This window comes from Mycobacterium sp. SMC-8, from assembly GCF_025263565.1.
Taxonomy (GTDB): Bacteria; Actinomycetota; Actinomycetes; order Mycobacteriales; family Mycobacteriaceae; genus Mycobacterium.
Genome location: NZ_CP079865.1, coordinates 5,674,091 through 5,691,980, shown reverse-complemented (window position 1 = coordinate 5,691,980; position 17,890 = coordinate 5,674,091). Strand labels below are relative to the sequence as shown.

Genomic DNA, 17,890 nt, shown 5'->3' with positions numbered 1-17,890 from the left:
CTCACCTGCGCCCGAACTTCTCCTTCACCAGATCGATGACCGCCCGGCTCGCCGGCGCGGGCGTGAAGGCCCGGGCCGCCGCGGTCAGCGCGTCCCGGGCCTGCCCGCTCAGCTCGATGTCAGCCGCGGCGACGTTGAACTCGAGCTGCTCCACACTCGACGCTCCGGGGATGGCCACCACGCCGGGCAGTGCGATCAGCCACGCCAGCGCAACCTGCGCGGGCTCGGCGCCGACATCGGAGGCGACCGCGCGCAGCGTCTGCAGCAACGGCTCGACTCGGCGCAGGTTCTCCGTTGCGAACAACGGGTTGAAGGCGCGCACGCCGCCGGGTCTGTTGTCCACGCCGTACTTGCCGCCCAACAGTCCCTGGGCCAGCGGGCTGTACGCGATGACGATGCGGTTGTTCTGCTCGGCGAACGGCACGAGATCGTCAAGGGCGTCCGGATGAGCCAGCGAGAAATGAACCTGGTTGCTGACGACGGGCCGGCCCAGCGCCGCGTCCGCCTTGCGCCAGCGCGCCAGCGCGTAGTTCGAGACCCCCGCAGCCCCGATCACGCCCTCATCGAGGAGGTCGCGAAGCCCCGGCATGATCACCGCGTCCGGCACCACGGGGTTGGGTTGATGCACCTGGTAGAGCGGGATGCGATCCAGCTGAAGCCGCCGGGCGCTGGCCCTCGCGCGCTGTTTGACGACGGCCGGGAACGGCGCAACCGGAAAGACCTTGGTGGCCAACGCCACCCGGGTGCGCTCGGCGCCGAGCGCCTCGCCGAGAATCCGCTCACTCTTGCCGAACCCGTAGATCTCTGCGGTGTCGAACAACGTCACACCGAGCTCAAGCGCTCTCGCGACGATGTCCCGGGCGGCGCCCGCCGCGTAGTCGTCGCCGTAGCCCCACTCGCGGGAACCGAACTGCCACGTGCCCAGGCCGATCCTGCTGACCCGCCCCACTCCGTCGACGTCGAGGTACCTCATGGAGGCAACGGTACTGGCGGCGCGGCGGTAGTTCGAGGTCGGAAACGTCCAAGAGTTTGCTGACGCAATGGTAAGTTCGGCTCGCTACGCCAACGCTGGGGGTCAACGTGGACCGGTGCCCGAAAACACCGAACGGTTCTGTGCGCGGTCTGTACTCCGGCGTGGTGCTGGTCGGCCTCGGCTTGGGCATGGCCGCAGGTCAAGGGGTGGCGACGGCCAGCCCGGCCGAGTCCTCGGACTCGGTGGCGGCTGCGTCCTCGAACGCCTCGCCGTCGGCGCGCGACGACGAGAGCACCGACACCGACGAGAGCACCGACACCGACCCGGACGACGCAGAGGATCCGGGCGACACAGGGGATCCGGACGACGCAGAGGGCGCACACGACCCTGACATCGCAGACGATCTCGACGGTGTCGATGCCACGGACGCCGACGGCGACGAGCCGTCGCAGCGCCCGGTCGCCCGCTCGGACGACGCTGCCGGCCACCAGCCGGACGAGACCGAGGAGACCGAAAAGGCTGTCGAGACCGACGCGGCCGGTGACACCGACACGGCGGATGCCGAGGCGACGTCCTCCGCGACGTCCTCCGCGGTGGCCGGGAGTGCCGGTGCGTCCGCCGACCTGCGCACGCCGGTTGCTTCGCGGCCCGTCACGGTGGAGACCATCGTCACCGACGTCCTCACCTGGATCGGACTGCCCACCCGTGCCGACGACGGCCGCGACCCGCAGACTCCGGTCTCGGCGCTCGTGCAATCGCTGTGGCTGGCGGTGCGCCAAGCCCAGTACACCTGGAACAACCAGCGTCCCGTTGCCGCCGTCACCACATCGGGACCGGGTCCCGACGGCGCAGTCACCGGCGCCCTCAACGCGACCGACTTCGACGACGCAGTGCTCACCTACACCGTCGTCACCGGGCCCGTCCACGGTCGGATCGTCCTCGACGCCTCCGGCGGCTTCACGTACACACCGGGCGCGTCGGCGGCCGGCCGTGCGGACAGATTCACCGTCAAGATCGACGACACCGCCGGCAACCCGTTCCATGTGCACGGGCTGCTCGGCTTGCTCGGCATCACCGGGCCCACCGTCGTGACCGTCACCGTCGCTGCGAATTCTGCTGTGACAGAAGGATTTCCGTCGGGACTTGGTGTCGACGAGCTTACGGCGCGCGACGGTGTGGCGGTAACCCCCGGCCGCGACGGCGGGGTCAGCGTGATCGACGGCCGGTTCACCGACGCGCTGGTGGTCAACGCCGGCGATGCCGCTGCGGTGTTGAACTCGCTGGCGCCGGCGCTGGGTGCCACGGCCGGCTTCGCCGCCCCGGGGGCCATCACCGTCAGCACCGTCGGCAAGGGGGACACCGCCGAGCACTTCTACCGATTCACTGAGAAGCTGGGTCCGGTCCAGGTTCTCGGTAGCGAGGTGATCCTGGTGACCAACGCCGCCGGCGAGGTCACCAGCGTGTTCAACTACTACCGCGGGCTGGGGGAGGGCTTCGACATCACCCCCGACGCCTCGGTCGACGAGCACATCGAGGTGCGGCTGATCGCGAGTGCGGCCCACCTCGGGGCGGCCGCCGAATCCCGCGCCGTCCGAAAGTTCCTGAACGCGAGCGCATTCGCCGAGGAGCTGGTCGTCTACACCGACGACGACGGGACCTCCAGCCTGGTGTGGCTGGTAGCGGTGGTGGTGCGCGACACCGGTGAGCTGTCGCCGTCGGGGACGACTTACCTGATTCACGCCGACGGCGCGTCGGCCGGTGCGGTCATCGTGTCCTCGGCCGACGCCCACGCCGCGACGTCGATCAGTTTCGCCAAGGACTGGCTCGGCCAGTCGCGTCTTTTCACCATCGACACCCGCAAGGTGTGGTGGCTCCGGACGTACCAGCTGATCGACAAACCCCGCAACATCACCACCTACCGGACCACCTACACGCTGTTCGGGTTGGGCAATCCGCAGCTACCGGGTTCGGTGGTCAAGCGCGGCCTGTTTGGGTGGGACGCCTCGGCGGTGTCGGCGCACGCCAACATGGCGCAGGTCTACGACTACTTCGAGGACGTACTCGGGCGAAAGTCGTTCGACGGCAAGGGCGCCCTGGTCTCGGTCAGCATCCGGTACAACCCGCGGATGTCGACCTCCGGCTACGCCAACGCGTTCTGGGACCCCAACCGGCAGTTGTTCGCGTTCGGCGACAGCGGATACCTGCAGGCCGGCCTGGACGTCGTGGCCCACGAGTTCGCGCACGCGGTGACATCCCATGTGGTCGGCGGCGGTGGCCCCGTGCTGGACTTCGACGAACCCGGCGCCCTCAACGAGGCTTTGAGCGATATCTTCGGCGTGCTGGTCGAGGGCAAGACCGGGGCGGACCGCTGGCTCGTCGGGGAGGACTCCGCGCTGGGCGCCGTGCGCGACCTCGCCGATCCGACCTCGATCGGAACCGTGTACGGGCCGCACCGGGACCGCTACAGCCAGCGGTACCGGGGGGAGGGCGACGACCGCGGTGAGCACGTCAACAGCACGATCTTCAGCCACGCCGCCTACCTGATGATGACCGACGCGGCCACCGGTGCGGTCACCGACGAGACCTGGGCGAAGGTGTTCTACCATTCGCTCGGGCGGCTGAGCAGCACCGCCAGGTTCGTCGACGGCCGGGCCGCGGTGCTCAGCAGCGCCCGCGGCCAGGGGCTGACCGACACTGAGCTCGCGGCCATCGCCCGTGCCTTTGACACCGTCGAGATCTACGGTGCGGCAACGTCATCGGCTGTCGCCGTCTGACCTGTCGACCAGCACCGCGCCGTCGGGACGGTCGCCGAGGGTCTGCAGGCCGATCGGGCCGCCGCACGCGGTCAGCCGGATGATATCGGCCAACTGGCCCGGCGCGTCACACAGCACGTAGTGATCGGCGCCCGGGATCACCCAGTAGCGGTTGGTGCCGGGCTTCGGCTTCAGATAGTGCTGCCAGACGTGGTTGGCCACCCGCAACGGGGCGACGCCGTCGTGCAGGCCCCAGATCAGCGACGTGTCGACGTCCAGGGTGGAGAGCCGCTCCAGCCAGCCGGTCTCGTCGGCGGCCCGCTCGTGAAGGTACCTCACGGTGTCGGGCAGCACGCCGATTCCGTCGTTGACGGCGAAACAGCTTGCCAGCGCGGCGATCTCGTCGTCCTGGAGAGAGCGTCGGGGCATGAAAGTGGTCGCTCCCAGGCCGGCGGCGAGCATTTCGGGCGTCGTCGCCGCAGCTGTGGCACGTCCGGTGGCGTCGTCGAGCAGGGCCACCTGGAACGCCGTCAGGTTGGCCAGCGGCAGATAGACGTTGGCGTTGGTCATGAACACGTCGGCCGGCGCTGCGCCGGCGTCGGCGAGCATGCCCAGCGCGATCATGCCGACGCTGCTGCCCCGATCATGGGTGATCATCCGGTAGTCGCCGAGGCCCCACCGCTCGGTGATCGCGTGAACCAGCAACCGCGCGTCGTCGTACAGCGAATACACATACGGAGATGGCGGCTTGCCGGACAGGCCGTATCCGGGGAAGTCCAGTATGTGGATGTCGAACTCGTCGGCGAGCTCGACGGTCAACGCGTGATAGTCGATACCCGAGGTGGGGAAGCCGTGCACACAGACCAGCGCGGGCGCTCCCGGGGTGCCGCACCGGCGGCTGAACACCTCGACCTCGGCGCCCGCGTTGGCCGGTGTGGTGGAGACCCAGGTGAAGCGCGTTGCATGGCGCCGCCATTCGGTGAAGATGTCCACCCGTGAAAAGCTAGACGCCGGGTCGTCGTCCAGGAGGTGTTTTCGGTGCCGCCCAGTCCGGGATCGCGCGATTCATTGCGCAACGTGGTGGCGCTGTCGGCGCCAGTCGGGCTCGCGTTCATCCCGCTGGGCATGGCGCTGGGATTCCTGGTGGTGCATGCCGGTCTGGCGTGGTGGTGGGCCCCGGTGTTCGCGGCGGTGATCTATGCGGGGTCGCTGGAGTTCCTGATGGTGCAGCTGGCCGCGACTGCCGCGCCCATCGCCACGGTGGCGCTGACGACGTTCGTGGTGAACTCCCGGCACGTGTTCTACGCGCTGTCGTTCCCCCTGCACCGGGTCCGCGGTGTGCTCGGCAAAATGTACAGCACCTACACGCTGTCCGACGAGGCGTACGCCGTCGGGGTCAGCCCGGAGGCGCGGACATGGTCCACGCGGCTCATCCTGTTCATGCAGTTGTGTTTTCACCTGCTGTGGGTTTCCGGGGCGACCCTGGGCGGTCTGCTCGGCGAAGCCTTGCCGATCGAAAGACTGGTCGGGCTGGACTTCGCGCTGACCGCGCTGTTCATCGTGCTGGGCATCGATGCGTACCGCCAGCGGCCCGATCCCGTCACCGCGGCCGTGGCGGCGGCGTGTGCGATCGTCGCGTGGTTGACGGTGCCCGGACAGATGCTGATAGCGGCATTCGCCGCGTTCGCAGGTGTGCTGCTGGTCCGGATGATATTGCAGCGCAAGGCCGACCGTGCCTGACAACCGCTACATCGCGGTGCTGGTGGCGGTCAGCGCGGCGGTGACCTGGGCCCTGCGTGCACTGCCGTTCGCGGTGCTGGCCCCGATGCGGCACAGCCGGGTGGTCAAGTACCTCAGCGTGCACATGCCGGTCGGGGTGATGCTGATCCTGGCGATCTACACCGTGCGCACGGTCGCCGGTGACACACTCACCCAGCTCGTCTGGCTTACCGTCGCCGTCGTTGTCACCGCCGGCCTGCATCTGCGGCGAGGCCACGCCCTGCTCAGCATCCTGGTCGGGACTGCGTGCTACGTGACGCTGATGTCGGTGTGGGGGTGAGGTCGGTCGGTCGACTGGAGATAGGCGACCAGCGCATTGGTCAATCCGCGACGGGCGACGTCGAGATCGGCGAACGAGCCGAGTTGACGCTCGGACACCAGCCCGCGCATCGCCCCCGGGATCAGGGTGGCGACCTCGCGCACCCGCTCGGGATCGACGCCCAGGCCGGAGAACGCGTTCCGGCAGATCTCGAGCCATGACCGACCCCAGGAATGCAGTTCGGCGGCGGTCTGTGGATACAGCCGCCGCAGTTCGGCGGGATCCCGCGGCAGCGCGGCGCGCAGGTTCTCGATCGCGCGCGAATCGGGCGCTGCCAGACCGTCATACAGCGTATCGATGATGCTCGCCACGCGGTCACGCAGCGGGGCGGCCGTGTCGACGGCGGCGAACACGTCGGCCCGGCGCTCAGCGGTGCGGTGCAGCACGGCCGCCCAGAAGCCGTCAGCATCCCCGAACTGATACTGCACCGCGCCCCAGGTCGCGCCGATGTCCTTGGCGATGCGGTTCGCCGACACCGATCCGGGCTCACCGGAGGCCAGCGACTTCAGCGCCGCTTCGAGCATGTTCGCCCGAGTCGCCTGCCCGCGTCGGTTCGGGCGCCGCTGCGGTGCTGCCGCCTTGCTCATGGAAGGAGCATACCGAAAGTTTCGTAGAACCTACTATGCTTTTGTCGTCCGCTGTTCTATCCTCACCGCATGGCCAAACCGCCTCTGTCGATGAAGCCGACCGGCTGGTTTCAGGTCGCCTGGTCCGACGAGATCGGCATCGGCGACGTCCACACGATGAAGTACTTCGACCAGGAGATGGTCGCCTGGCGTTCGGAATCCGGCCAGATCACCGTGATGAACGCCTACTGTGAACACCTCGGGGCGCATCTCGGTTTCGGCGGTACCGTGCAGGGCGAGGTGCTGCAGTGCCCGTTCCACGGCTGGCAGTGGAATCAGCAGGGCCGCAACGTCTGTATCCCGTACGAGGAGCGACCCAACCGGGGCCGTCGCATCAAGACCTACCCGGTGGTGGAGCGCAACGAGTCGGTGTACATCTGGCACGACATCGAGAACCGCGAGCCGTTCTTCGACGCCCCGGATGTCTTCGCGGACTTCAAGGACGGCTCGGGTGTCGAAGACTACTACCCGCAGCAGCGGTTGTTCGAACAGGGCCTGGAGATGCACCCGCAGTACGTGCTCGAAAACGGCGTCGACTTCGCGCATTTCAAGTACGTGCACGGCACACCCCTCAATCCGATCTTCACCCGCCACGACTTCGACGAGCCGATCTCCTATGTCGACTTCACCATCACCTTCGAAGGCGACGACGGTCAGCGCATCGAGGACGTCAACAGCGGTGTCGAGGCCATCAACGGCGGACTCGGCATCGCGGTGACCAAGAGCTGGGGGATGATCGACAACCGCACGATCTCGGCGATCACGCCCGTCGACGAGTCCACCTCCGACGTGCGGTTCATGGTCTACATCGGCAGACCGAAGGGGGAGGTGCGCGACCCCGAGCGCGCCCGGGTCAAGGCCGAGGAATTTGGCACGGAGGTGATCCGTCAGTTCCGCCAGGACATCCACATCTGGGCGCACCAACGCTATTCGGATCCGCCGGCGCTGGCGAGTTCCGAACTGGAAGGGTTCACCGCTATCCGCGAGTGGGCCAAGAAGTTCTATCCCGACGGCAGAGGCGGCAGCGCCGCCGAGCTGGCCGCCAAAGCCGCACTCTGACATCTGAAAGGCTGCCATGACGATCAAGGTTTTCCAGGTTGCCACCGGCAACGTCGGCTCCGAGATGATCAAGCGAATCGCCGACCGGCCCGATCTCGAACTGATCGGGGTGCACTGCTACTCGCCCGAGAAGGTGGGCAGGGACGCCGGTGAGCTGGCCGGCCTGGCGCCCAACGGCGTCATCGCCACCGGATCGGTCGAGGAGATCGTCGCGGCCAAGCCCGACGTGCTGACCTTCCACGGGGTTTTCCCGGACGAGGACCTCTACGTCAAGGTGCTCGAGGCCGGCATCAACATCGTCACCACCGCCGACTGGATCACCGGCTGGCACCGCGACCGCAATCACCCGCACCCGTCCGGTAAGCCGGTCAGCCAGTTGCTCCAAGAAGCCTGCGAGAAGGGCGGTTCCACGTTCTACGGCACCGGCATGAACCCGGGCCTGAACCAGATCCTGGGGGTGGTGTGCTCCGCCGACGTCTCCGAGATCGAGAACGTCACCACCATCGAGTCGGTGGATGTGTCCTGCCACCACTCCAAGGACACCTGGATCGAGGTCGGTTACGGGCAGCCCGCCGACGACCCGGAGATCCCGGGAAAGCTGGAGAAGTACACCCGTGTGTTCGCCGACAGTGTGTACATGATGGCCGACTGCTTCGATCTGACCCTCGATGAGGTGAAGTTCAGTTATGAGCTCGGCGCCTGCACCAAGGACGTCGATCTCGGCTGGTACCAATTGCCCAAGGGATCGTTGGGCGGCAACTACATCAAGTACCAGGGCATGGTCGACGGCGTGCCCCGCGTCGAGACGCACCTGGAATGGCAGATGACCCCGCACACCGATCCGAGCTGGGATATCAAGGGCTGCTACATCACTGCGATCAAGGGCGACCCGAACATCTACAACAAGCACATGATCTTCCCGAAGCCCGGCGTCGATCTGTCAGACCCCGCGAACTTCGCCTCGATCGGCATGACCGTCACCGGAATGCCTGCGTTGAGCGCGATCTCGTCGGTGGTGGCCGCCCGGCCGGGCATCATCACCTCGGCCGATCTGCCGCTGCGCGGCTTTGCCGGACGGTTCAAGCTGTAGACACTACTCCTCCGTGGTGGCGGCGGAGCCCCGGTTGTCGGTCTCGGTGTTTCGCGCGGTGGTCTCGGTGGTCTGCTCGTCGTCGGAGTCGTCGGCGTCGTTGTTTTCGGTGGTCTCCTCCGCCGTCCCTTCAGCCGTCTCCTCGGCCGATTCGTCCGCCGGCTCCCCGGCGGACGTCTGGCCTGCGTCCTCGGTCCCAGCCGGGGCGGCACCGGCCGTGTCCTCGTTCTGCTTCTCGGCGTTGGTGAATCCCGCGGCCACGGAATCACCCTCTACCGCTGCTGAATCGGCCGATTCGTCGATTGCGTCGTCCTCTGGTGCCGCGCTGTCGTCGGTTCCCGCTGTCGCGTCATCGTCGGCCGTGACCACGTCCGCGGAAGCCTCTGCGGAACCGTCGGTCGGCGGAACGTAAGGAACCGGGACGACGAGATCGCGGCCCGGCTGCGGAGGCAGCGGACGCCGCCATCCGGGGACATACTCAGACGGCGGGCGGTCAGGTAGAACCACGATCGGCGGCAGTCCCGGGACATGGAGATAGAGCTCGTCGGCGACAACCCAGACGGCGGCGAGGACGACATCACGGGCGAAGTCACCCAGATTCGTGAAGAATCCCTCGCCGCGAAGGACGTCGGTGCCGTTGAAAACCGCACTCGCCGAGATGCTCTCGACGAAGTTGAACCCGACGTAGAGCTGCTTACCGACGTAGCCGAGCTGGTTGGCGAACGGGGTGAACACGGTGCGCACGTCGGTGCGGAAGTCGATGAAGTCCTCGTCGATCCGGTCCGCGGTCGAGAGCGTGTCGTCGTCCGCGATCGTCGGGGCCGCGGCCTGCGAGCCGTCGCGGTGGGACGCGGTCGCTTCCGGAGCGAACACCCAGGGCCATGGGTACAGCGGCCGTGACGACGCGGTCAGATTGACAGCTGCGTCAGTATCTAAATTGCTGGCTACCGGTCTCGGTGGGGCGATAGGTGTAGCCATGATGGTGGCTCCGGCGAGTGCTGCCACCGCCAGCGCGGCGCCCGATTGCAGGTGAAGACCCATGAGTTCCCCCAGTTTGGATGTCTCCGGTGAGGGCAATGTAGCACCATCGTGTGCCCATCGAAAGGGTCAGTGTCTTTGCTGTGTTTCGGCTTTAAGGGTTGCTGCGAGCACTTTCAAGGAAGACTGCGCAGTGTCAGGGGAAGCTCGTCAAGTCGTCGCACCAGCAGGCTGGGCAACCACCGGGCAGGCCCGCCCGACTCGATCAGCGCGGTGTGCCGCAGCAGGTGCTCGATGACCACCTTCGCCTCACGCCGCGCCAGCGCGGCGCGTTGCCGACCCGATCAGGGCGGTGCCTGCGCTGAACAGGGTGACCAGCATGACCTGAGCTGTCAGCATCTCCAATTGTCTGATGGGGCAGGCGGTGGCAAGATCGCCGAGCAGATTGTCGCGCGGATTCTCGGCTGACTGGGCCAGCTTGTCGGCAATGTATGCCGCTAGCTCCATGGCGGCGGTGCCTGCGCCGGCCAGTGTGGGTTCGTCCACTCGCCCCTTGGAGCACCTGGGTGCTGGCATACGCCCACGCCCAGATCCGGTTGGCCACCGCAGCCATCCATTCCACGGCTCTGCCTCGAGGCATCGCGATGATGCGCTCCGCCGTGGCCGGTCTCAGCGGCGCTGAGCGTACCGTGACGGCGATTGTGATTGCGCTGGAACGGATCCGGACTGACCCGATCGGCTGCCAGACATTGCTGAACTCGACGCGTAAGGGGGAGTTGACGTGGATCGGCCGGTCGGCGGTCCCGCCCGCGCTGGCGGCCGAACTGACCGGTATCGACGACGACGATCCGCAGGCCGCGCAGTGGATCGTGCGTGTGGTGCTGACGCTGTTGTTCTGGCCGGTGGACGATCCGGTAGCCGAACGAGAGATGCTGCAGCGGTTCCTGATTCAGTAATCCTGAGCTCGCCGCGGGGCGGGGGTCGCGGATTTTGGTGCGTCATCGTGTCAGTGCTGCCTGCCATAATCGAAGGTATGTTCGAGGGTGTCGAGTCGCGGGAGCTTATCGAGGCGATGGGTTCGGCGGCGCGTGCCGAGTCGGCGGCGATCGCGCAGCGGCTTGAAGCTGTGGCTGTGTTGTTCCACTGTCGCCAGCGTGATTACGCCGATGCCGGCTTTCATCACACCGACGTGTATGAGGCGGTGGCGGCTGAGGTGTCGGCCGCGCAGAACATCAGCCGGTCTCGGTCCAGGAACCAGGTGCAGATGGCGGTGTCGTTGTACACCCGGTTGCCCAAGGTCGCCGAAGCGTTCGCCCGTGGCGATGTCGATTTCCGCATGGTGCAGACGGTGCTGACCCGCACCGAGAACGTTGAGGACGACGTGATCGGCGCTCTGGATGAAGCCATCGCTGCGAGGTTGTCGCGGTGGATGCGGTTGTCCAAGAACAAGCTTCGGGACCGGGTGGATCTGTATGTGGCCGATTTCGATCCGGCTGCGGTGCGGGTGCCGCCGGTGGCCAAGGACAACCGCTACTTTGATGTGACACCGGATGTGCCGGGGATGGCCTTTGCCGGGGGAGTGCTCAATGCCCGCGATGCCGCGGCGCTGGATCAGCGTCTGGAGGCGATCGCTGCCACGGTGTGCGGTAATGACCCGCGCTCGCACAACAATCTGCGGGCCGACGCGGCGGGGGCGTTGGGGCGTGGGGAGTCGAGCCTGATTTGTGAGTGCGGCGCCCAGGATTGCGCGGCGGGGGTGCTGCGGGAGTCCGCGGTGCAGGTGGTCATCCACATCCTTGCCGAGCAGGCCACGGTGGACGGAGACGGCGATAGGGCGGGATACCTGTCGGGGTTCGGGGTGCTGCCGGCCGAGGAGGTTCGTGCCGCGGCCAAGACGGCGAAGCTCACGCCGGTGCGATTGCCTGCCGCCGCACCGGAGAAGGGGTATCGGCCCTCGGCCGGGTTGAAGGATTTCCTGCAGTGGCGGGATTTGACCTGCCGGTTCCCGGGTTGCGACGCCCCGGTGGAGCGCTGCGATGTCGACCATACGACGCGGTGGCCGTTCGGGGTCACGCATGCCTCAGGGCTCAAGCATTACTGCCGTACCCATCACGTGATCAAGACGTTCCTCACCGGGGTGTACGGCTGGCGTGACGAGCAGCGCCGTGACGGCACGGTCGTGCTGACCGCACCGACTGGGCATGTCTATGTCACCGAACCGCTTGGCGGACTGTTGTTTCCGACCTTGGCGACACCGTCGGCGGCCCTGCCCGATGTTGACGTGCCCGCGGAGGCGCCGGACAAGGCGGCGATGATGCCGCGACGGACCAGAACCCGCGAGCAGGAACGGCAGGCCCGCATCGCCCGTGAACGCCGACAGCGTATCGAGATCAACGCCGAACGTGAACGCCAGCATCAGGCGTGGCTCGCCGCCACCTACGAACCGCCGCCGTTCTGAGTGGCACCGTTCACCGGGTCAGCCGGCGCCCTTGCCGTTGTCGACGCGGTACACCGCGCCGTGAATCGCCGCGGCGTCGTCACTGGCCAGGAACGCGATCGTCTTCGCCACGTCCTCGGTCGCCATGAAGCCGCGCGGGGACGCGATCCGCATGATCAGATCCCAGTCGGCGTTGTCGGGCGCCTTGAATTCGGTGGTCTGGGCGGTCGGCATGCCACCCGGACAGATCGCGTTGACCCGCAGCCGCTCCTTGGTGAATTCGACGGCCAGCGCACGCGTCAACCCGATCAGCCCGTGTTTGGCCGCGCAGTAGCCGGCCGAGTACACCTCACCCTCCACACCCGCGATCGATGCGACGTTGACGATGTTGCCGCCCGACTCCAGCAGGTGCGGCAGCGCCGCGCGGCACAGGAAGAACGGGCCGTGGAGGTTCACCGACAAGTCGGTCGCCCAGTCGTCGTCGGTCATCGACACCGTGTGCCGCATCTTGTGGAAGCCGGCGATGTTGGCGAGCACGTCGAGCCGGCCGAATCGGTCGACACAGTCCTGCACCGCCTGCGCGCACGCGGCCGCCGAGGTGATGTCCACCGACGAGAAGGCGGCGCCGGGAATGTCGGCGAACACCTCGGCCATGCGCGACGCGTCGCGCGCGATGCCGAACACCGTCGCGCCGCGTTCGGCGAACAACGTCGCCGTCGCCGCCCCCAGACCCGCCGACGCCCCCGTGACCAATGCGACCTTGCCGCTCAGTTGACTCATGCCCCCGACTTTCTCACGGGCCCGCCGAACCTCACACGGCGGAGCGGGGTTTCACCGGTGGGACCGCGGCCAGCAGCGCCCTCGTGTACTCCTGCTCCGGTGAGGCGAACAGGTCGTCGGCGGGGCGGTTCTCGACCACCGCACCGTCGCGCATCACCAGCACTTCGTGGCTGACCTGCCGGATCACCGCGAGGTCATGCCCGATCAGCAGATACGTCAGTCCGAGTTCGCGTTGCAGCCGTGACAACAGGTCCAACACGCGTGCCTGCACCGACACGTCCAGCGACGCCGTTGCCTCATCGAGAATCAGCAGATCCGGTTCGGCGGCCAGTGCGCGGGCGATACTCACCCGCTGCCGTTGCCCACCGGAGAGCTCGTGCGGATACCGCTGCGCGAACTCGGTCGGCAGCCCGACCAGATCGAGCAGCTCCGCGACCCGTTGCCGTCTGGCCTGTCGTCCGTCGGCGAGCTTGTGCACCACGAGCGGCTCGGCGATCGAATCACCGATACGGCCACGAGGATTCAGCGACGAGAACGGATCCTGGAACACGATCCCGACCCGGCGCCTGATCTGTTTGGCCGCAGCACCTTTGACCGTCAGCACATCGTCGCCGGCCAACGTCGCGGTGCCCGCATCCGGTTTCACCAGGCCGGTCAGGCAGGCCGCGACCGTGGACTTGCCCGAACCGGATTCGCCCACCAGGCCCAACGTGGTGCCGCGCCGCACGCGGAACGACACGTCCTTGACCGCATGCACCGTTGACCGCCCGACCGGGGTGCTCACCGTGAACCGGACGTCGAGGCCGTCGACTGCGAGCAGAGGCTCCGCATCAGGGACCGCCGGCGGGCCTGCCCGGTCGAGTACGGGCCGCGCCGCGAGCAGATCGCGGGTGTACTCGTCGCGGGGCCGGTCGAACACGTCCAGGATCGGCGCCTGCTCGACGGTCACCCCGCCCCGCATCACCGTCACCTCGTCGGCGACCTGGCCGATCACCCCGAGATCGTGGCTGATCCACACCACCGCGGTGCCGAAGTCGCACTGCAGGGTGCGCACCAGCTCGATGATCTGCGCCTGGGTGGTGACGTCGAGCGCGGTGGTCGGCTCGTCGGCGATCAGGAGCTCGGGGTCACACGCCAGCGCGATCGCGATCATCACCCGCTGGCGCTGCCCGCCGGAGAGCTGGTGCGGATAGGCGTGCAGACGCATCTGCGGGTCGGGCAGCCCGACGGCCTCCAGCAGTTCCAGCGCGCGGTCCTGGGCCGCCCGCCGGGTCAGATTGCGGTGTGTCTCCAGCGATTCGGTGATCTGACGTTCCAGCGTCAGCAGCGGGTTCAACGACGTCCCCGGATCCTGGAAGACGAACCCGATCCGCGCCCCGTGCACACCACGCAGCACCCGCGGCGCCGCGCCGACCAACTGCACGGGCTCGGCCCCGCCGGTCAAGGTGCTTGAGCCGGAGACGCGGGCGCCCGGCGCGTCCAGCAGGCCGGTGGCGGCGAGCACGGTCATCGTCTTGCCCGAGCCCGACTCGCCGACGATGCCGACGGTCTGCTCGCGGGCGACGTCGAAGGACACCCCGTCGACGATGGAGCGGGCGCCGATGCGCACCCGAAGGTCCTGCACGCTCAGCACCGTCATGGCTCCCTCCTGCGGGCCTCGACGGTGGTGCGCTGTCTGGGATCCAGCACATCGCGCAGCCCGTCGCCGAACAGGTTGAACGCCAACACGATCACGAAGATCGCCGCCCCGGGGAACACCGCCATCCACCACGCCATCGTCACGAACCCCTGCGAATCGAAGATCATCCTGCCCAGCGACGGCTGCGGAGGCTGAATCCCGAGGCCCAGGAACGACAACGCGGCCTCGGACAGAATCGCGAACGCCAGCGACAGCGACGTCTGCACGATCAGTGGGCCCGCGATGTTCGGCAGAATGTGCCGCCGCAGGATGTACACGTCGCCGGTGCCGAGGGCCTTCGACGCCGACACGTACGGTTCGGTACGCACCCCGAGCGTGCTGGCACGCGAAACCCGCGCGAAGATCGGCGTGTACACGATCGCGATCGCCAGGATCGTCGTCGTCACGCCCGGGCCGAGGATCGCGACCACCGCGAGCGCGAGCAGAAGCACCGGGAACGCGAACATCACGTCCACCACCCGCATCAGCACTGTGTCCAGCCAGCCGCCCCGGTATCCGGCGATCAGCCCGACCGCGACACCGACGACCATGGCGAGCACCACGCTGATGACCGCGATCCGCATCGACGCCTGAATTGCCACCAGCACCCGCGACAACACGTCGCGACCCAACTCGTCAGTGCCGAACCAGTGCGAACCACTGGGCGGGGCAAGGGCATTCGGCACGTCGACGTCGTTGACGCCGTAAGGGGCGATCCAGTTCGCCGCCACCGCGACGATCGCCACGACGATCAGCACGAGCGCACAGATCAGCGTGACCGGGTTACGTGCGAGCAGCCGCCACGACGAGGTGCGGGTGCTGTCCGGTCCGGTGCTCGTCATCCCAATCGGATCCTCGGGTCCACAACGGCGTACAGCACGTCGACGAGCAGGTTGATCGCCAGGAACAGTGCCGCGATCAGCAGCACCGCGCCCTGGATCAGCGGGTAGTCGCGGGCCGCCACCGCGTTGAACACCAGCCGTCCCAGGCCGGGCCACGCGAACACCACCTCGACGACGATCACGCCGCCCAGCAGGGTGGCCAACTGGATACCGGTGATGGTCAGGATCGGCACCAGCGCGTTGCGCACCGTGTGCCGGAAGGTCACGACCCGCGGGGAAAGTCCTTTGGAGCGGGCTGTACGGACGTAGCCCATTGCGGCGACCTCCAACACCGCCGAGCGCACATAGCGGGTCATGATCGCCGCCGCCACCACACCCACGGTCAGCCCGGGCAGGATCACGTGACGCAGCCACCCCGCGGGGTCCTCGAACAGCGGCCGGTAGCCCGACGTCGGCAGCCACCCCAAGACCGTCGAGAACAACGCGATCAACAGGATGCCCATCCAGAAGTCCGGGATCGACACCCCGAACTGGCTGCCGATGCGGACCAGCGCATCGCTGAGCCTGCCTTCCCGCAGCGCGGCGTAGATGCCGGCGGGCAGCGCGATCGCCAGCGCGATGACGATGCCGACGAGTCCGAGCGACAGCGTGGCCGGCAGCCGCTCCAACAGCGTCGTGGTGACAGGGTCGCCGTTGCGGAAGCTGACCCCGAGGTCGCCGGTCAGCGCCGAGCCGAGGTAGCCGAAGAACTGCGACACCAGCGGACGGTCGAGACCGCTTGCGGCGCGCAGTGCTTCGTAGGCCTCGGGGGTGTAGCGGGTGCCGAGTGCGATGCGCACCGGATCACCGGGCACCAGGTGTACGAGCGCGAAAACGACGATCAGCACGCCGAACAACACGATCGCCGAGTACAGCAGCCGGCGCGCGACGAACCTCACGATCATCACGGTCACGCACCCCCGCCGGTGTCGAATGTTGCCGTGCGGAACCGGACCGCACCGTCACGGCGCGCCTCGTATCCCGACAGTTGCGGGTTCCACGCCTGGATGACCGAGGGGTTGTAGAGGTAGATGTAGCTGACCTGGTCGGCGATCAGCGTCGCGGCCTTGGCGTACGCGTCTTTGCGCGCGGCTTCGTCGGTCTCGACGCGGCCGGCGTCGAGCAGCCGGTCGACCTCGGGGTCGGAGAATTTCTGCGCGTTGCTGGTGCCGTCGGTGTGGTGCTGGGCGTAGTAGAAGTCGTCCGGATCGATGTTGCCCAGCCATCCCATCATCAGCATGTCGAAGTTGCCCGAGTTCTGCTCGTCGAGCCAGGTGGCGAAGTCGACGGTGCGGATGTTCACCGTGATGCCAAGCGGCGCAAGGTTGTCGGCGATGATCTGCGCTGCCGTCACGGTCTCCGGGTATTCGGTGGTGACGAGCATGTCGAGGCTGGTGGGCCGCGCACCCGCCGCGTCGAGCAGGCTGCGGGCGGTGTCGAGACCTGCCTCGCCGTCCTCGCGATACCTGTCATACGCGGTGAACCACGGATTGCCCTCGGGGATCGCGAGCTGGTTCACCGCCGCGGTTCCGTAGCTGGTCGCCTGCACGATCGCGTCGCGGTCGACGGCGTAGGCGATCGCCTGCCGCACCCGCACGTCGTTCCACGGCTCGCGCGCCTCGTTGAGCGCCAGATACCAGTAGTCGTTGCTCGGGGTGACCGCCAGTTCGACGGAATCGTCGTCGCGCAGCTGGGCCACCCGCTGCGGCGGCACCGAGTCGGTCCAGTCCACCTCACCGGCCTGCAGCGCCGACAACGCCGTCGACGGTTCGGAGATGAACCGGAACGTGACGCCGGAGACGCCTGGCGGTCCATCCCAGTAGTCGGGGTTGGCGCCCAGCGAGATCGAGTCGCCGCTCTTCTGGCCGAGGAATCGGAACGGCCCGGTCCCGACCGGGTGGGTGGCGATCCGCCCGCTCTCGACGTTGGCGCGCGACACGATCGCCATGCCTTTGAAGCCACCGAGGTTGGTCAGCATGTTCGGCGTGGGGCGGTCCACGCGGATCACCACGGTGGCCGGGTCGGGGGCCTCGACGGCGCGCACCGAGCTGAACTTGTCCGAGTTGGCCAGCTGCTCGTCGATGATGCGCCGGTAGGAGAACACCACGTCGTCGGCGGTCAGCACAGTGCCGTCGTGGAACGTCACGCCGGGACGCATCCGGAACGTCCATGTCAGCTGGTCCGGACTGACCTCCCACGCCTCGGCCAGCGCGGGCCGCATCCGGAGGTTCTCGTCAGGTTCGACGAGCGTGTCGAACACGTTCTCCAGCACCTCGAACGAGAAGTACGCCGTGGTCTTGTGGGGGTCGAGTTGATCGGGTTCGCCGGCGATCGCCGCCACCAGGGCGCCGGCGGTGCCCTGGCCGAGGTCGACGCGCTGTCCGGTCGAGCAACCGGTGACGGCGACCAGCAGCGCACATATGGCGAGAACAGCGGTGCGCACCGCCGTCCTCGCCATATGCAACCACCCCGGAACTCGAGTCTGCAGTGCCGGTCTTCTACCCGGGCGCCCCGCGGGCAAAACCCGGCACCCGACA

Annotated in this window: 18 protein-coding genes; 7 read left to right on the top strand and 11 right to left on the bottom strand. The window is 67.6% G+C overall.

Going from position 1 to position 17,890, the window contains the following annotated elements:
* Position 1: 1 nt before the first annotated feature.
* Complete coding sequence (locus KXD97_RS27390) at positions 2–973, bottom strand: aldo/keto reductase (RefSeq protein WP_260754023.1); 972 nt, start codon at positions 971–973, stop codon at positions 2–4.
* Between the two features lie 140 nt (positions 974–1,113).
* Here KXD97_RS27390 and KXD97_RS27385 point away from each other — a divergent pair, with 140 nt between their 5' ends.
* Positions 1,114–3,747, top strand: coding sequence for a M4 family metallopeptidase (locus tag KXD97_RS27385; protein ID WP_260754021.1), 2,634 nt, complete (start codon positions 1,114–1,116; stop codon positions 3,745–3,747).
* Here KXD97_RS27385 and KXD97_RS27380 read toward each other — a convergent pair.
* A complete protein-coding gene (locus tag KXD97_RS27380) occupies positions 3,727–4,719 on the bottom strand; it encodes an alpha/beta fold hydrolase (RefSeq protein ID WP_260754020.1) in 993 nt (330 codons plus the stop codon). The genes KXD97_RS27385 and KXD97_RS27380 overlap by 21 nt on opposite strands.
* Before the next feature lie 45 nt (positions 4,720–4,764).
* Here KXD97_RS27380 and KXD97_RS27375 point away from each other — a divergent pair, with 45 nt between their 5' ends.
* Positions 4,765–5,466, top strand: coding sequence for an AzlC family ABC transporter permease (locus KXD97_RS27375; RefSeq protein WP_260754019.1), 702 nt, complete (start codon positions 4,765–4,767; stop codon positions 5,464–5,466).
* Positions 5,459–5,785: a branched-chain amino acid transporter permease gene (locus KXD97_RS27370; RefSeq protein WP_260754017.1), complete on the top strand. Its 327-nt coding sequence runs from the start codon at positions 5,459–5,461 to the stop codon at positions 5,783–5,785. The genes KXD97_RS27375 and KXD97_RS27370 overlap by 8 nt, the downstream gene beginning before the upstream one ends.
* On the opposite strand, the gene KXD97_RS27365 is transcribed toward KXD97_RS27370, so the two are convergent.
* Positions 5,755–6,411, bottom strand: coding sequence for a TetR/AcrR family transcriptional regulator (locus tag KXD97_RS27365; protein WP_260754016.1), 657 nt, complete (start codon positions 6,409–6,411; stop codon positions 5,755–5,757). The genes KXD97_RS27370 and KXD97_RS27365 overlap by 31 nt on opposite strands.
* A 69-nt stretch (positions 6,412–6,480) precedes the next feature.
* Between KXD97_RS27365 and KXD97_RS27360 the strand changes: the two genes are divergently transcribed.
* Both KXD97_RS27360 and KXD97_RS27355 read left to right on the top strand, forming a co-directional pair.
* Complete coding sequence (locus KXD97_RS27360; RefSeq protein WP_260754015.1) at positions 6,481–7,509, top strand: Rieske (2Fe-2S) protein; 1,029 nt, start codon at positions 6,481–6,483, stop codon at positions 7,507–7,509.
* Between the two features lie 16 nt (positions 7,510–7,525).
* A complete protein-coding gene (locus tag KXD97_RS27355; RefSeq protein ID WP_260754014.1) occupies positions 7,526–8,599 on the top strand; it encodes a dihydrodipicolinate reductase in 1,074 nt (357 codons plus the stop codon).
* A 3-nt stretch (positions 8,600–8,602) separates the two neighbouring features.
* Here KXD97_RS27355 and KXD97_RS27350 read toward each other — a convergent pair whose 3' ends face one another.
* The 3 genes from KXD97_RS27350 to KXD97_RS27340 all read right to left on the bottom strand — a co-directional run bounded on the left by KXD97_RS27350 (position 8,603) and on the right by KXD97_RS27340 (position 10,123).
* Positions 8,603–9,472 (bottom strand): hypothetical protein, encoded by an 870-nt coding sequence (locus tag KXD97_RS27350; RefSeq protein WP_260754013.1) that lies wholly within the window; start codon positions 9,470–9,472, stop codon positions 8,603–8,605.
* 281 nt (positions 9,473–9,753) lie between these two features.
* Positions 9,754–9,879: a hypothetical protein gene (locus KXD97_RS27345; RefSeq protein WP_260754009.1), complete on the bottom strand. Its 126-nt coding sequence runs from the start codon at positions 9,877–9,879 to the stop codon at positions 9,754–9,756.
* Positions 9,880–9,886: 7 nt separating this feature from the next.
* Positions 9,887–10,123 carry a hypothetical protein gene (locus tag KXD97_RS27340; RefSeq protein ID WP_260754008.1) on the bottom strand — a complete coding sequence of 79 codons (237 nt, stop codon included), beginning with the start codon at positions 10,121–10,123 and terminating at the stop codon, positions 9,887–9,889.
* A 20-nt stretch (positions 10,124–10,143) separates the two neighbouring features.
* Between KXD97_RS27340 and KXD97_RS27335 the strand changes: the two genes are divergently transcribed.
* Positions 10,144–10,533, top strand: coding sequence for a hypothetical protein (locus KXD97_RS27335; protein WP_260754005.1), 390 nt, complete (start codon positions 10,144–10,146; stop codon positions 10,531–10,533).
* A gap of 77 nt (positions 10,534–10,610) precedes the next feature.
* On the top strand, positions 10,611–12,035 hold the full coding sequence (locus KXD97_RS27330; protein WP_260754003.1) for an HNH endonuclease signature motif containing protein: 1,425 nt from the start codon (positions 10,611–10,613) through the stop codon (positions 12,033–12,035).
* 18 nt (positions 12,036–12,053) lie between these two features.
* Here KXD97_RS27330 and KXD97_RS27325 read toward each other — a convergent pair whose 3' ends face one another.
* The 5 genes from KXD97_RS27325 to KXD97_RS27305 are packed head-to-tail and all read right to left on the bottom strand — an operon-like array spanning position 12,054 to position 17,811.
* Positions 12,054–12,794 (bottom strand): SDR family NAD(P)-dependent oxidoreductase, encoded by a 741-nt coding sequence (locus tag KXD97_RS27325; protein ID WP_260754001.1) that lies wholly within the window; start codon positions 12,792–12,794, stop codon positions 12,054–12,056.
* Between the two features lie 31 nt (positions 12,795–12,825).
* Complete coding sequence (locus KXD97_RS27320) at positions 12,826–14,433, bottom strand: ABC transporter ATP-binding protein (RefSeq protein ID WP_260753999.1); 1,608 nt, start codon at positions 14,431–14,433, stop codon at positions 12,826–12,828.
* Entirely contained in the window at positions 14,430–15,314 is an 885-nt protein-coding gene (locus tag KXD97_RS27315; RefSeq protein WP_260753997.1) for an ABC transporter permease, read from the bottom strand. The genes KXD97_RS27320 and KXD97_RS27315 overlap by 4 nt, the downstream gene beginning before the upstream one ends.
* Entirely contained in the window at positions 15,311–16,258 is a 948-nt protein-coding gene (locus KXD97_RS27310) for an ABC transporter permease (protein WP_260758177.1), read from the bottom strand. The genes KXD97_RS27315 and KXD97_RS27310 overlap by 4 nt, the downstream gene beginning before the upstream one ends.
* Before the next feature lie 5 nt (positions 16,259–16,263).
* Positions 16,264–17,811 (bottom strand): ABC transporter substrate-binding protein, encoded by a 1,548-nt coding sequence (locus tag KXD97_RS27305; RefSeq protein ID WP_260753995.1) that lies wholly within the window; start codon positions 17,809–17,811, stop codon positions 16,264–16,266.
* Positions 17,812–17,890 lie beyond the last annotated feature (79 nt).